This is a genomic window from Novosphingobium sp. BL-S-34 (assembly GCF_056857015.1).
The window spans coordinates 2,504,927-2,519,086 of the sequence record NZ_CM166472.1; the positions used below are offsets into that span (position 1 = coordinate 2,504,927).

General features: G+C 66.1%; 12 protein-coding genes. 8 read left to right on the plus strand and 4 right to left on the minus strand.

The features are described from left to right. Positions 1-47: 47 nt before the first annotated feature. The 3 genes from AC1VV3_RS12015 to AC1VV3_RS12025 form a co-directional block, all read right to left on the minus strand. Positions 48-902 carry an SMP-30/gluconolactonase/LRE family protein gene (locus AC1VV3_RS12015; protein WP_482961860.1) on the minus strand — a complete coding sequence of 285 codons (855 nt, stop codon included), beginning with the start codon at positions 900-902 and terminating at the stop codon, positions 48-50. A 127-nt stretch (positions 903-1,029) separates the two neighbouring features. Next, positions 1,030-2,829, minus strand: coding sequence for an IlvD/Edd family dehydratase (locus AC1VV3_RS12020; protein ID WP_134093930.1), 1,800 nt, complete (start codon positions 2,827-2,829; stop codon positions 1,030-1,032). 22 nt (positions 2,830-2,851) lie between these two features. Beyond that, the gene (locus AC1VV3_RS12025) at positions 2,852-3,976 is read right to left on the minus strand and encodes an aldose epimerase family protein (RefSeq protein WP_482962097.1); all 1,125 of its coding nucleotides are present in this window, start codon (positions 3,974-3,976) and stop codon (positions 2,852-2,854) included. 191 nt (positions 3,977-4,167) lie between these two features. On the opposite strand from AC1VV3_RS12025, the gene AC1VV3_RS12030 reads away from it, so the two are divergent. Continuing rightward, positions 4,168-5,484 carry a sugar MFS transporter gene (locus AC1VV3_RS12030; protein ID WP_132268314.1) on the plus strand — a complete coding sequence of 439 codons (1,317 nt, stop codon included), beginning with the start codon at positions 4,168-4,170 and terminating at the stop codon, positions 5,482-5,484. A gap of 115 nt (positions 5,485-5,599) precedes the next feature. Here AC1VV3_RS12030 and AC1VV3_RS12035 read toward each other — a convergent pair whose 3' ends face one another. Further along, positions 5,600-6,340 (minus strand): FadR/GntR family transcriptional regulator, encoded by a 741-nt coding sequence (locus tag AC1VV3_RS12035; RefSeq protein ID WP_132268316.1) that lies wholly within the window; start codon positions 6,338-6,340, stop codon positions 5,600-5,602. A 130-nt stretch (positions 6,341-6,470) separates the two neighbouring features. Between AC1VV3_RS12035 and AC1VV3_RS12040 the strand changes: the two genes are divergently transcribed. The 7 genes from AC1VV3_RS12040 to AC1VV3_RS12070 all read left to right on the plus strand — a co-directional run bounded on the left by AC1VV3_RS12040 (position 6,471) and on the right by AC1VV3_RS12070 (position 14,156). After that, positions 6,471-8,000, plus strand: a complete 1,530-nt coding sequence (locus tag AC1VV3_RS12040) for an aldehyde dehydrogenase (NADP(+)) (protein WP_134093931.1) — start codon at positions 6,471-6,473, stop codon at positions 7,998-8,000. 64 nt (positions 8,001-8,064) lie between these two features. Next, complete coding sequence (araD1, locus tag AC1VV3_RS12045; protein WP_482961861.1) at positions 8,065-9,069, plus strand: AraD1 family protein; 1,005 nt, start codon at positions 8,065-8,067, stop codon at positions 9,067-9,069. A gap of 3 nt (positions 9,070-9,072) precedes the next feature. After that, a complete protein-coding gene (locus AC1VV3_RS12050; protein WP_134093933.1) occupies positions 9,073-9,999 on the plus strand; it encodes a Gfo/Idh/MocA family protein in 927 nt (308 codons plus the stop codon). Between the two features lie 23 nt (positions 10,000-10,022). Beyond that, on the plus strand, positions 10,023-11,588 hold the full coding sequence (locus AC1VV3_RS12055) for an alpha-N-arabinofuranosidase (RefSeq protein WP_132268323.1): 1,566 nt from the start codon (positions 10,023-10,025) through the stop codon (positions 11,586-11,588). Beyond that, on the plus strand, positions 11,585-12,481 hold the full coding sequence (locus AC1VV3_RS12060; protein WP_482961862.1) for a 2-dehydro-3-deoxygalactonokinase: 897 nt from the start codon (positions 11,585-11,587) through the stop codon (positions 12,479-12,481). Before AC1VV3_RS12055 ends, AC1VV3_RS12060 begins: the two co-directional genes overlap by 4 nt. After that, a complete protein-coding gene (locus tag AC1VV3_RS12065) occupies positions 12,478-13,110 on the plus strand; it encodes a 2-dehydro-3-deoxy-6-phosphogalactonate aldolase (RefSeq protein WP_482961863.1) in 633 nt (210 codons plus the stop codon). The genes AC1VV3_RS12060 and AC1VV3_RS12065 overlap by 4 nt, the downstream gene beginning before the upstream one ends. A 20-nt stretch (positions 13,111-13,130) precedes the next feature. After that, positions 13,131-14,156 carry an arabinan endo-1,5-alpha-L-arabinosidase gene (locus AC1VV3_RS12070; protein ID WP_482961864.1) on the plus strand — a complete coding sequence of 342 codons (1,026 nt, stop codon included), beginning with the start codon at positions 13,131-13,133 and terminating at the stop codon, positions 14,154-14,156. Positions 14,157-14,160 lie beyond the last annotated feature (4 nt).

Here is a 14,160-nt window from a genome sequence, read left to right on the forward strand (position 1 = left end):
GCTGCGCTCGCAATGACGAACGTATGGGGGCAATCCGCCCTCGTCGGTTATCCGAGATAGATGCCCGAGGGATTGCCGGTAACGCCGGATTCCACCTCGAACAGCGCCCCGTCGAATTCGGATTCCGGCAGGCCCTTGGATGCCGAAGTCACGAACATGCGGTCCAGCTTCTCGCCCGCGAAAGCGATGTTGGTGATGCGCTTTGCGGGCAGTTCGATCGAGCGCTCGCGGGTGCCGTCGGGGGCGAAGCGGCTGATCTTGCCGCCGTCCCAATGGGCGGTCCAGAGATAGCCTTCGGCGTCGGTGGTCATGCCGTCGGGATAGCCGTCTTCCTCGGAAAAGCGGATGAATTCCTCGCGCGAGTGAGCACCGGTTTCATCCAGGGCGAAGCGGTAGATCACGCGCAGCGCCGAGTCCGCGTGGTAGAGCCACTGGCCGCAGGGCGAGAAAGCCGGACCGTTGGGCACGGTGTAGTCGCTGTCGATCACCTGCCATTCGCCCGCGGGCGAGAGGCGGTAGAGCGAGCCAGAGACGTTCTCCTCGGCCATGTCCATCGTGCCGCACCAGATCGCGCCGTGGCGGTCGGCCTTGCCGTCGTTCATGCGGTTGCCGGGCAGGTGCGGTTCGGGATCGTTGCGGTCCGAGATGGTCAGCGGGTCGAGCGTGATATTGGCGACGCCGTCCTGGAAGCCGCCGATCAGGCCGCCTTCGGCACGCGGGGCGACCCAGCCGAGACGGGCGGGCATGTCCCAGCGAGTCACGATGTTATCGTCCAGGCTGAGACGGTTGAGGGCAGGGGCGAGGATGTCGACCCAGTAGAAGGCATTGTCGCGCGCGCACCAGAGCGCGCCTTCGCCGAGGGTATCGCGCACGTCGCGATCGATCTTGCGCCAAAGTGTCATGAAACTCTCCCTAACAGTAAATCGGCCCCCGCCCCGTCCTTTCCCTTGGGGGACAGGCAGGGACGAGGGCCGAAAGGTCATCCGACGGCTAGATCGGACAGGATGTCGATCTTAGTGGTTATCGCCCTTAGTGGTTGTCCCTGGGCAGGCCCATTGTCTGGGCGATGCGCTGGTACTTCTCGGCGCCTTCGAGGATAGCGCCGGTGTCCATCTGGCCGACGACCGAGCGCTGGATTTCCTGCCACGGCGTCTGCGAGGCCGGGTAGGGGTATCCGCCCTTGGCTTCCAGAGCGGCACGGCGCGCGGCCAGTTCCTCGTCGGAGATCAGCACGTCCACGCGGCCCTTCTTGAGGTCCATGCGCACGCGGTCACCCGATTCCAGCAGGGCGAGGCCGCCCATGGCTGCGGCTTCAGGCGAAGCGTTGAGGATCGAGGGGCTGCCCGAAGTGCCCGACTGGCGGCCGTCACCGATGCAGGGCAGCGAGTGCACGCCTTCGGTGATGAGGTACGAAGGCGGACGCATGTTCACCACTTCGGCGGCACCCGGGTAGCCGATCGGGCCGGCGCCGCGCATGAACAGCAGGGTCTGGGGGGTGATGCCGGTGGCCGGATCGTCGATGCGGTGATGGTAGTCTTCCGGACCGTCGAACACCACGGCCTGGCCTTCGAAGGCGTCCAGGTCGTCGGGGTTCGAGAGATAGCGGTCGCGGAATTCCTTGGAGATCACGCTGGTCTTCATGATCGCGGCGTCGAACAGGTTGCCCGACAGGACCAGGAAGCCGGCTTCTTCCACCAGCGGCTGGTCGAAGGGCTTGATGACCTTCTCGTCCTCGATCGTGGCGTCGCGGCAGTTGTCGCCCATGGTCTGGCCGTTCACCGTCATCGCGCCCTCGTGAATGAGGCCCTGCTTGATGAGCTGCGCGACCACGGCAGGGACGCCGCCGGCACGGTAGTAGTCTTCGCCCAGGTATTCGCCGGCGGGCTGGAGGTTCACCAGCAGCGGGATCTTGTGGCCGATGCGCTCCCAGTCCTTCAGCGGCAGATCGACGCCGATGTGGCGGGCGATCGCGGCAAGGTGGATCGGGGCATTGGTCGAACCGCCGATGGCGGCGTTGACGGCGATGGCGTTATGGAAGGCGTCCAGCGTCATGATGTCGGAGGGCTTGAGGTCCTCGTGCACCATGTCGACGATGCGCTTGCCGGTGCGCCATGCGCATTCCTGGCGGTCGCGGTAAGGCGCGGGGATCGCGGCCGAGCCGGGCAGCATCATGCCCAGGGCTTCGGCGAGCGAGTTCATCGTCGTCGCCGTGCCCATGGTGTTGCAGTAGCCGGTGGACGGTGCCGACGAGGCGACGAGCTTGATGAAGCCGTCGGCGTCGAGTTCGCCGGCAGCCATCATCTCGCGGCCCTTCCAGACGATCGTGCCCGAACCGGTGCGCTCGCCCTTGTGCCAGCCATTGAGCATCGGGCCGACCGAAAGCGCGATCGCCGGGATGTTCACGGTTGCGGCGGCCATCAGCAGCGCCGGGGTGGTCTTGTCGCAGCCGGTGGTCAGCACCACGCCGTCGAGCGGGTAGCCGTAGATCGCTTCGACCAGGCCGAGGTAGGCCAGGTTGCGGTCGAGACCGGCGGTCGGGCGCTTGCCGGTTTCCTGGATCGGGTGGACCGGGAATTCCAGCGCGATGCCGCCGGCTTCGCGAATGCCTTCGCGAATGCGCTCGGCCAGCACGATGTGGTGGCGGTTGCAGGGCGACAAGTCGCTGCCGGTCTGGGCGATACCGATGATCGGCTTGCCCGAGCGAAGCTCTTCAAGGCTGATGCCGAAGTTCAGGTAGCGCTCCAGGTAGAGCGAGGTCATGTCGATGTTGTCGGGATTGTCGAACCAGGCGCGCGAGCGCAGCTTCGGTGCAGTCTTGTTGTCGGTCATGGGCGATCGTTTCTTTTCGAGGTCAGCGCGAAGAAGTGGAAACGCGGTAGATCATGACATGCTTGTAGGGCTTGCCGGGATCGACGCGGGTGGACGGGAAGTTCGCGTGGTTCGGCGAGTCCGGGAACTTCTGCGGTTCCAGTGCGATGCCGTCGCCCATGCGGTAGAGGTGGCCGTTCTTGCCGATGAACGTACCGTCGAGGAAATTGCCCGCATAGAACTGCACGCCGGGTTCGGTCGTCAGCAGTTCCAGCACGCGGCCGGACGCCGGGTCTTCCAGGCGCGCGGCCAGCTCGGGGGTCTTGGTCACGCCCTTGTCGAGCGCGAAGTTGTGGTCGTAGCCGCGGCCCATGACGATCTCCTCGTCCTTGCCGTCGCGAATGCCTTCACCGACCAGGCGGCCCTTGCGGAAGTCGAACACGGTGCCGGAAACGTCGCGCAGTTCGCCGGTGGGGATCAGCTTGTCGTTTACCGGGGTGTAGTGACCGGCCGGGATCGTCAGCACTTCCTGCATGGCGTCGCGCGGGCTGCCTTCACCGGCCATGTTGAAGATGGCGTGGTTGGTCATGTTGAGCACGGTCGGCTTGTCGGTCGTCGCTTCGAACACGATCTGCAGGTTGCCCTTCTCGTCCAGCGAGTAAGTGACCTTGGTCTTCACCGTGCCGGGGTAGCCCGAATCGCCGTCGGGGCTGACGAGCGAGAACACCGCCGTCGCCACGGCGCCGGACTTGACCGATTCGACCTTCCAGTTCTGGACGTCGAAGCCCTTGCCGCCGCCGTGCAGCGACTGGCCGTGGTCGTTCTGGGGGAGCTGGTAGCTCTTGCCGTCGAGCGTGAACTTGCCGTCCGCGATGCGGTTGCCGTAGCGGCCGATGGTGGCGCCCCAGTAGTTCGGGCGCTTCTCGTAGCTGGCAACGTCGTCATAGCCGAGCAGGATGTCGGCCAGCTTGCCGTCCCGGTCGGGGGCCATCATCTTCCACAGCGTGGCGCCGTAGGTCAGGATCGTGGCGGAGACGCCATTGGCGGCCTTCAGCGTCACGGCCGAGACTTGCGTGCCGTCCGCCAGCGCACCGGCCGGAGCCTGCGAGGCATCGGCGGCCAGCGCCGGATTGGCCGAAAGGGCAAAGGATGAGGCGGATACCGCCATCGCTACAAACGCCTTGCGCAGTTTCCTCATTGCCCTAGCTCCCATTTCTTAGTGTAAGTCGATTCTGCATATTGGTTTCCGACGCGGCCCATTGACGACGCCGTGTCGCGCATATAGTCCGACAAATAGAAAGAGCGCAAGCCGGTTTGCCGCAGGGCACGGCGCGGTTCTCTGGTAAAGAGAGGATAGTCATGCCCCCAGTGGTTTCATCTGGAGATGCCCCAGTGCTTCACGCGCAGCCAGCGGGCGTCCGCTACGGCCCTGCGCTGACGCTGCTTGCCAGCCTGTTTTTCATGTGGGGCTTCATCACCGTCATCAACAACACGCTGCTGCCGCATCTGCGCAGTGTGTTCGATCTTAGCTACACCCAGACGACACTGATCGAATCGGTGTGGTTCATCGCCTATTTCGTGGCTTCGATCCCCTCGGCCAAGCTGATCGAGCGCGTCGGCTACCAGAAGTCGCTCGTCGTCGGCCTGCTGATCATGGCGGCCGGCGCGCTGGGCATGATGCTGGCCGCCAGCATCCCGTCCTACGGCGTGACGCTGGTCATGCTCTTCGTCATCGCCAGCGGCATCACCCTGCTGCAGGTTGCGGCCAACCCCTATGTCGCCGTCGTCGGCAAGCCCGAGACCGCGTCCTCGCGCCTCAACCTGGTGCAGGCGCTCAACTCGGCCGGTACCATGCTGGCCCCGCTCTTCGGCGCCTACCTGATCCTCGGCCGTTCCAAGAGCGGCACCTCCGCCGCCGGTACCGTGCTGACCGATGCCGAACGCCTGGCGGACGCGCACTCGGTGATCCTGCCTTACGCGCTCGTCGCAGTGGTGCTGGTGATTCTGGCCGTGGTGATCGCCAAGTTCCCGCTGCCCTCGATGGGTTCGGCGAACTCGCGCCTTGCCAAGGACCAGCGCAAGCACTTGTCCTTGTGGAACCACCGCAACCTCGTGTTCGGCATTCCCGCGATCTTCATCTACCTGATCGCCGAGATCGGCGTGGCGAACCTCTTCGTGAACTTCGTCAGCCAGCCGGACATCGCCAACCTGACGCATGAGCAGGCAGGCAAGTACCTGACCTTCCTCTGGGGCGGCATGATGGTCGGCCGCTTCGCCGGTTCCGCGATCATGCAGCGCTTCGATGCGGGCAAGGTCCTGGCGTTCTTCTCGGTTGGCGCCTTCGCGGTGATGGTCGTGACGATCTTCGCGCATGGCCCGGTCGCCATGTGGTCGCTGATCCTCGTCGGCCTGTTCCACTCGATCATGTTCCCGACCATCTTCACGCTCGGCATCAAGGGCCTTGGCCCGCTGACCGAAGAAGGCTCGGGCCTGCTGGTCATGGCGATCGCCGGCGGCGCGCTGGTGATCGTGCAGGGCTGGCTGGCTGATAACTTCGGCCTCCAGAACTCTTTCATCCTGACGGCTGTATGCGAACTCTACGTGCTGTTCTACGCCTTGTGGGGCAGCAAGGTGACCAACGCGGAGCCGGACCTCGTGCCGGAACCCGCCGAGTAACCGGACGATCCAGCATCAACGAAAAAGGCCCCGGCGAGCAATCGCCGGGGCCTTTTTCTTTTGGAGCGGTAAGGAAAGCCGTCGTCCCGGATCAAGTCCGGGGCGACGGCTTTCCTTATTTTTTCTCCATCGCGCTGCGGGTGTCCTCCAGCGCCAGGTCCACCAGCACGTTCATCGCCTCGGCTGCCGCGGCGGCATCGCCGGCGGCAATGGCGTCATAGACGCGGACATGGTCGGGGATCGGGTTGCGGGGCAGGGCACGGGCGCGCTGCTTGAACTGGGTGGTCCAGTTCACTGCCGCGCCGATCGAGGCGCTGAGCACCAGCAAGGCGTCATTGCGCGTCGCCTGGAGAATCGCGTTGTGGAAATCGCGGTCCGCCGCGCGGCCGGCCTCGGTGGTGAGCGTATGCCGACGCATCGCCGTCAGCGCGTCCTTCATCGCCTTGAGATCGTGCTTCTCCCGGCGCTGCGCGGCCAGGCGCGCGGCGGCTGGCTCGACGATGGCGCGCAGTTCGAACAGGCTGCGCACGAATTCGATGTCCGGCTCTCCGGCAAAGGCCCAGCCCAGCACTTCGGGATCGAGCAGGTTCCAGCGATCGCGAGGAAGAACCCGCGTTCCCGCCTTGGGCCGGCTGGCGACCAGACCCTTCGCACTCAGGACCTGGATGGCTTCCCGATAGGCGCTGCGGGAGACCTGGAGTTCCTCGGCAAAGGCGACTTCACCAGAAAGTATGTCTCCCGGTGCATATTTGCCGGACAAGATGGCCGTTCCCAGTTTATGGGCGATAGCGCCGTGCAGGCGGCGGCCCGGACCACGGGCTTCGTCGGCCGGCCTTGCACTTTCTTCATCGTTCACGAAATTGGCTTCTGACACTGTTATTGGCACCTCTCCGATGGAACCTAACAGTCCTTCTCACGCGAAGGAACGACAAACATTGCGTTTCTGATGCGCTGGGAATATGTCGGAGTAAATAGGGAGATCCCAAATGACCGAATTCCGTTCCATCGTGGCCGAAACCGGCGAGCCCCAGGGCGAACCGCTGGCCGTGAACGGCCTTGCCGATGTCACCGCCGCCTGCGCCGCAGCGGCCGCCGCATTCGATACCTACCGTGCCACCGACCGTGAAACCCGCGCTGCGTTCCTTGAGCGAATCGCAGACGAGATCCTGGCCATCGGCGATTCGCTGATCGACGCCTATGTTGCCGAGAGCGGCCTGCCGCGCGGCCGCGGCGAAGGTGAGCGTGGCCGTACCATGGGCCAGCTGCGCATGTTCGCCGATGTCGTCCGCAAGGGCCAGTGGCAGCAGCTGCGCATCGATCCGGCCCTGCCGGACCGCGCTCCTCTGCCCCGCCCCGACCTGCGCCTGCGCATGATCCCGGTCGGCCCGGTCGCCGTGTTCGGCGCCTCGAACTTCCCGCTCGCCTTCTCGACCGCCGGTGGTGACACCGCTTCGGCGCTGGCCGCCGGTTGCCCGGTCGTGGTCAAGGGCCACCCGGCCCACCCGATCACCGGCGGGCTGATTGCCGCCGCGATCACCAAGGCCGTCAAGGACGCCGGTCTTCCCGAAGGCGTGTTCCAGCACCTGGTCGGTCCGTCGAACGAACTCGGCGCCGCGCTCGTGCAGGATCCGCGCATCATGGCGGTCGGCTTCACCGGTTCGCGCGGTGGCGGTCTCGCCCTCGCCAAGCTGGCACAGGCCCGCGAAGTGCCGATCCCGGTCTATGCCGAAATGTCGAGCATCAACCCGGTCCTGCTGCTTCCCGAAGCGCTCAAGGCCCGCGGCGCCGCTCTCGGCACCGCTTTCGTCGGTTCGCTGACGATGGGCGCCGGCCAGTTCTGCACCAACCCCGGCCTGATCCTGGCCGTGGACGGTGAAGGCCTGGACGCTTTCGTTGCCGCCGCCACCGGCGGTGTGTCGGAAGCCAAGCCGCAGACCATGCTGACCACCGGCATCGCCGCCGCTTATGCCAAGGGCGTCGAAGCGCTTGAAGGCAATGCCGGCGTCGAGACCATCGCCAAGGGCGAAGAAGGCAGCAAGACCACCGGCGGTGCGATCCTGTTCCAGACCACGGCCGAGCAGTTCCTCGCCGACAAGGCGATCGGCCACGAAGTGTTCGGCGCCGCGTCGATCGTCGTGCGCTGCAAGGACGAAGCCGAACTTGCCAGCCTGCTCGAAGGCCTGGAAGGCCAGCTGACCGCCACCCTGCACATGGACGCCGCCGACGAAGCCGCTGCTTCGCGCCTGCTGCCCGTGCTGGAGCGCAAGGTCGGCCGCATCCTCGCCAACGGCTGGCCCACCGGCGTCGAAGTGTGCCACGCGATGGTGCACGGCGGCCCGTTCCCCTCGACCTCCGACCCGCGCACCACGTCGGTCGGCAGCATGGCGATCGACCGCTTCCTGCGTCCGGTCAGCTACCAGAACCTCGCTCAGGACGTGCTTCCGGCCGAACTGCGCGACGCAGCCTTCGGTGACGGCGCTCCCCGCCTGATCGACGGCACGCTTACCCTCAACTAACCCCACTCAATCCCCGCAGCGCGCCCCCTCAAGAAGGCGCGCTGCGGACCTGGGAGAGACCTCCATGACCTACCTTCGCCTGCTCCAGCATCGCGCGCCCGACGGCGTGCGCTCCGTCATCCTGGCCGAGGGCGATGCCGCCCACTTCCTTCAGGGCGTCACCACCACGCGCGAACTCGCGTCGCGCGCCATCGCCGAAGGCGTGACGCTGGCCGATGCCGCCAAGGCTGCCGGACAGGGCGAAGCGGTCGACATCAAGGCCGAGTTCGCGGCGGGCAACCTGCTCACCCCGATCGACCACGACGATACTGCCCACCTGCTGATGACCGGCACGGGCCTGACGCACCTCGGTTCGGCCGAAGGCCGCAACAAGATGCACCAGGCTGCCGCCTCGGGTGAGCACGTCACCGATTCCATGCGCATGTTTCTGGAAGGCCTCGAAGGCGGCAAGCCCGCCGCCGGCACCGAAGGCCAGCAGCCGGAATGGTTCTACAAGGGCGACGGCCAGCTGCTCGTCGGCCCCGGCGAAGCGCTGACCATGCCTGCTTTCGCCAAGGACGGCGGCGAAGAGCCCGAACTGGCCGGCATCTACCTGGTCGGTGAAGACGGTAACGTCTACCGCCTCGGCCTCGCGCTTGCCAACGAGTTCTCGGACCACGTGACCGAGCGTCACAACTACCTGTGGCTCGCCCACTCCAAGCTGCGCCAGGCCGCCCTCGGCCCGGAACTGCTGCTCGGCACCCCGCCGGAGAAGATCGAAGGCACCAGCAAGATCGTGCGCGGCGGCGAAACGATCTGGGAAAAGCCCTTCCTCTCGGGCGAAGGCAACATGTCGCACACGTTCGCGAACCTTGAGCACCACCATTTCAAGTACGACCTGTTCCGCCGCGCCGGCGACGTGCACGTCCACTTCTTCGGCACCGCCACCCTGTCGTTCGCCGATGGCGTGACCACGCAGGAAGGCGATGTGTTCGAGATCGACGCCGCGCCCTTCACCCTGCCGGTTTCGAACCCGCTCGCCCGCGCCGCCGCTTCGGCCGAAGCGACCACGACCGTGAAGGCGCTCTGAGCCATGGATCCGATCCGCATCGCCATCGTCGGCGTGGGCAAGATCGCGAGGGACCAGCACATCCCCGCGATCGAGGGCAACCCGAACTTCAGCCTCGGCGCCACCGTCAGCCCGCACCATCGCGGCCCTGAAGGCATCCCGCACTTCTCCAGCCTCGACGACCTGATCGAGAACGGCCCGGCGATCGACGCCGTGGCGCTCTGCACCCCGCCGCAGGTCCGCTACGACCTGGCCGCGCAGGCGCTGGCCAAGGGCATGCACGTCTTCCTCGAAAAGCCGCCGGGCGCGACCCTGGCCGAAGTGGCCGCGCTGGAAAGCCGCGCCGACAAGGTGGGCGTGACTCTCTTCGCATCGTGGCACTCCCGCTACGCCGCGGGCGTCGCCCCGGCTCGGGCCTGGCTGGCCGAGCGCAAGATTCTGAGCGCAAAGATCATCTGGCGCGAGGACGTGCGCGTCTGGCATCCGGGCCAGGCCTGGATCTGGGAGCCGGGCGGCCTCGGCGTGTTCGATCCGGGCATCAATGCCCTTTCGATCGCCACGCACATCCTGCCGCGTCCGTTCTTCCTGAAGGAAGCGACGCTCAGCCTGCCCGCCAACCGCGCCGCGCCGATCGCCGCCGACATCGAGTTCCGCGACACGGCCGGGGCCGAGATCCACATGGACCTGGACTGGCGCCAGACCGGCCCGCAGTCCTGGGACATCATCGTCGAGACCGATGCGGGAACGCTGAAGCTCTCGCACGGCGGCGCCGTGCTCACGCTGCCCAGCGGCACCGAGCACAATGAAGACCTCGAATATCCGGGTCTCTATTCGCGCTTCGCGAACCTGATCCGCGGCGGTCGCAGCGATGTGGACATCGCGCCGCTGCGCCTCGTCGCCGACGCTTTCCTGCGCGGCAAGCGCGATATGGTCGAAGAATTCCACGACTGAATTTCCCAGGGAGGGGACTGACAATGCTGAAGGCGCTTCGCCTTACCACTGCTGCCGTCCTGCTGAGCGCTACCGCGCTCGCAGGCACGGCTCACGCCGATACCGACGGACAGGCCACCACCGCGACGATCGACGCCGCCAAGCCCGGCCCGGTCTACCACAAGGAAGTCTTCACCCAGTTCGCCGAGCACCTCGGCAACGGGATCTACGGCGGCCTGTGGGTCGGCAAGAACAGCAAGATTCCCAACACCAACGGCTTCCGCAACGACGTCGTCAGCGCGCTCAAGGACCTTTCGGTCCCGGTGATCCGCTGGCCCGGCGGCTGCTTCGCCGACGAATACAACTGGCGTGAAGGCATCGGCCCGCAGAACAAGCGCCCGGTCAAGATCAACACCCATTGGGGCGGCGTGACCGAACCCAACACCGTGGGCACGCACGAGTTCTTCGAACTGATCCGCCAGGTCGGCGCAGAGGCCTATATCGCCGGCAACGTCGGTGACGGCACCCCGCGCGAAATGGCCGAGTGGGTCGAATACATGACCTCTCCCGCAGGTTCGCTGGCGGACGAACGCGCCAGGAACGGCCACAAGGAACCCTGGAAGGTCGCCTACTTCGGCGTCGGCAATGAACTTTGGGGCTGCGGCGGCAACATGCGGCCCGAATTCGCGGCCGACGAGACCCGTCGCTATGCCACTTTCGTGAAGGCCCCCGCCGGCACCAAGATCCTGAAGGTCGCCGCCGGCGCCAATGTCGACGACTACAACTGGACCGAGACGATGATGCGCGTCGCGGCCCCGCAGCTCGACGGCGTTTCGCTGCACTACTACGTCCACCCCGCCGGTGGCTGGCCGCCGCGTGCGCCTGCCGTCGACTTCGACGAGCATGGCTGGGCCGATGCGCTGAACGGCGCGCGCCACATGGACGAGCTGATCACCAAGCACTCGGCGATCATGGACAAGTACGACCCCGAAAAGCGGGTCTTCCTGGCCGTGGACGAATGGGGTTCGTGGTACGCCCAGGATCCGGGCACGCATCCGGGCTTCCTGCGCCAGCAGAACACCCTGCGTGACGCGCTGATCGCCTCCGTCCACCTGGATATCTTCGCCAAGCACGCCGACCGCGTGCGCATGACCGCCATCGCCCAGATGGTGAACGTGCTCCAGGCGATGATCTTCACTGACGGCAACAAAATGGTGCTCACGCCCACCTACCACGTCTTCGAGATGTACAAGCCCTGGCAGGACGCCACCGTGCTGCCGATCCAGATCAAGTCGCCCTGGTATCACAAGGACGAGTTCTCGATGCCGGCCGTCAGCGGTTCGGCCGTGAAGGCGAAGGACGGCAAGATCCATGTCGGCCTGTCGAACCTCGATCCGAACCAGTCGAACACGGTGACGATCAAGCTCGACGGTGTGAGCGCTTCGGCGGTCACCGGCCGTATCCTGACGGCACCGGCGATCAATTCGCACAACACCTTCGACACTCCGAATGCGGTCAAGCCCGAGGCCTTCTCCGGCGCGACCGTGCAGGGCGGCAACCTTGTCGTCACCCTGCCGGCCAAGTCGGTCGTGGTGCTCGAACTGCAATGAGCGTGAACTACGTCCTCGGCGATTGGGGTACGACCCGCCTGCGGCTGTTCCGCCTTGACGGCGAGGACGTAGTTGCCCGGCTCGATGGGCCGGGCGCGCTCGAAGGCAATGCGCAAGAGGCGCTGGCCGAGAGGCTGGAACTCTGGAAGGCTGCCAATGAGCAGTCCGGTGCCGTGCTGGCCGAAGTCGTGCTTTGCGGCATGGCCGGGGCACCCGGCGCTCTCGTCGCGGCAGGCTATGCGGCCTGCCCGGCGGACGCCGCCAAGTGGCTGTCCTCGCGCACGGAGCTTGAAGTGGCAGGCGTTCCGGTTTCGGTGCTGCCCGGGCTGAGCTGCCATGCGGACGGCGCGCCGGAAGTCATGCGGGGCGAGGAAGCGCAGGTCTTCGGCGCCCTCGCGCTTCACCCGGAACTGGGCGAGGGCGAGCACCTGATCGCGCTGCCGGGCACCCACTGCAAATGGGTCACGGTCAAGGACGGCACGATCACTGGCTTCCGCACGCACCCCACCGGAGAGCTGTTCGCCCTGCTGGCGGGCAAGTCGACCCTGACCGGGCCGGATACCCCCGGCGAGGGCACTGTCGACGAAGGCTTCGCGCGCGGTCTGGAACGCTGCGGAGAGCCGCTGACCGGCGCGCTGTTCGAAGCACGCGGCGCGCGGATGCTCGACGGCCGCTCGAAAGACTGGTCGCGCGGGTACATTTCCGGCCTGCTGATCGGCGGCGAAGTTGCAGCGCGTGTGCAGCCGGGCACTTCGGTGATCTTGATAGGCGACCCGGCGCTGTCGGCGCTCTATGACCGTGCGCTGGAAGGGATCGGCTGCACCGCCCGCCGCATCGACGGCGACGCGGCGGTTCTCGCCGGCCTGCGTATCGCAAAGGAATTGAGAGCATGAAGATCGAACAGGTTCTGGCAGATGGCGCTGCCCCGGTCGTCGCGATCCTGCGCGGCATCCAGACTCACGAAGCGGTCGAGATCGGCACCGCGCTGGTCGAAGCCGGCGTGCGCATCATCGAAGTGCCGTTCAACTCGCCCGACCCGGCCGGTTCGATCGGCGCCATGGCCGAGGCTCTGGGAGACCGCGCCGCGATCGGCGGTGGCACCGTGATCGGCACCGATCTTGCCGAGACGCTCGCGGGCGTCGGCGGCACTTTCATGGTTTCGCCCAATGTCGATCCCGCCGTCATCAAGCGCGCGATCGAACTCGGCATGGACGTGCTCCCCGGCTTCCTGACCCCGACCGAGGCTTTCGCCGCCGTCGCGGCCGGTGCCAGCGACCTCAAGCTGTTCCCCGGCTCGGTGCTGGGCAGCAGCTACATCAAGGCTATCCGCGAAGTCCTGCCCAAGACCAGTCGCGTCTGGGCGGTGGGCGGCGTGGGCGCTGCCAATGTCGCGGAATACCGCGCGGCCGGCGTGTTCGGCATCGGCGTGGGCGGCAGCCTCTACAAGCCCGGCTTCGATGCCGCGACCGTCGGGGCCAAGGCCGCCGAGATCGTCGCCGCATGGAACGCCTGCGCAGCATAAGACAGATTTGGAGAGTTAACGTGTTCAGGAAATTCCTCGCTGCCGCCAGTCTTGCCGTGCTGGCCGCCTCCAGTGCGGCCGATGCGCAAGTGCAGGTCGGCGAGAAGGGAGCGGGCACGCTCAATTCCCAGCTTACCGGCGACCTCACGGTGCACGATCCGGTCATCATCCGGGAAGGCGATACTTACTACGTCTTCAGCACCGTGGGCCGTTACGTCGGCATCAAGACCTCGAAGGATCTCAAGACCTGGAAGGACGCCGGTTCGGTCTTCGCCGAGATCCCGGCCTGGGCGAAGCAGGCGATCCCCGGCACCGAAGGCATCTGGGCGCCGGACATCTCCTATGTGAACGGCGAATACCGGCTCTACTATTCGGTCTCGACCTTCGGCTCCAACCGTTCCGCCATCGGCCTCGCCACGAGCAAGACGCTCGATCCCAAGGCCAAAGGCTACGGCTGGAAGGACCAGGGCCTCGTCGTCATGTCGACGCATGAGGACGACTTCAACGCCATCGACCCCAACTTCGTCGAGGATGCGCAGGGCCGCCAGTGGCTCTCGCTGGGTAGCTTCTGGACCGGGCTGAAGCTCTTCCCGCTCGATCCGAAGACCGGCAAGGTCGCTCCCGGCACCGAGCCTTATTCGATCGCGCGCCGTCTTGCCCCTGCGGGCGGCCCGGCGCCGGTGGAAGCGCCGTTCATCATCCCGCACGGCGGCTTCTACTACCTGCTCGCCAGCTACGATTACTGCTGCAAGGGCGTGAACAGCACCTACTACACCGTGGTCGGCCGCTCGAAGAAGATCACCGGGCCTTACCTCGGCAAGGACGGCAGTTCGATGATGGAAGGCCGCGGCACCATCTTCCTGCGCGCCGACCTGGAAGAACAGCAGCGCTTCCGCGGCCCCGGCCATGCCGGCGCCTTCACCGACAAGGACGGCACCACTTACGTCGTATACCACGCCTACGACAAGCAGGCGAACGGGGCTCCCACCTTGCGCATCGCGCCGATCCGCTGGGATGCGGACGGGTGGCCCGTCGCCCAATACTGAACCC

Coding starts and splice junctions, on each gene's coding strand:
- AC1VV3_RS12015 (WP_482961860.1), bottom strand. CDS start 902: ATGACACTTTGGCGCAAGATCGATCGCGACGTGCGCGATACCCTCGGC.
- AC1VV3_RS12020 (WP_134093930.1), bottom strand. CDS start 2,829: ATGACCGACAACAAGACTGCACCGAAGCTGCGCTCGCGCGCCTGGTTC.
- AC1VV3_RS12025 (WP_482962097.1), bottom strand. CDS start 3,976: ATGGCGGTATCCGCCTCATCCTTTGCCCTTTCGGCCAATCCGGCGCTG.
- AC1VV3_RS12030 (WP_132268314.1), top strand. CDS start 4,168: ATGCCCCCAGTGGTTTCATCTGGAGATGCCCCAGTGCTTCACGCGCAG.
- AC1VV3_RS12040 (WP_134093931.1), top strand. CDS start 6,471: ATGACCGAATTCCGTTCCATCGTGGCCGAAACCGGCGAGCCCCAGGGC.
- araD1 (WP_482961861.1), top strand. CDS start 8,065: ATGACCTACCTTCGCCTGCTCCAGCATCGCGCGCCCGACGGCGTGCGC.
- AC1VV3_RS12050 (WP_134093933.1), top strand. CDS start 9,073: ATGGATCCGATCCGCATCGCCATCGTCGGCGTGGGCAAGATCGCGAGG.
- AC1VV3_RS12055 (WP_132268323.1), top strand. CDS start 10,023: ATGCTGAAGGCGCTTCGCCTTACCACTGCTGCCGTCCTGCTGAGCGCT.
- AC1VV3_RS12060 (WP_482961862.1), top strand. CDS start 11,585: ATGAGCGTGAACTACGTCCTCGGCGATTGGGGTACGACCCGCCTGCGG.
- AC1VV3_RS12065 (WP_482961863.1), top strand. CDS start 12,478: ATGAAGATCGAACAGGTTCTGGCAGATGGCGCTGCCCCGGTCGTCGCG.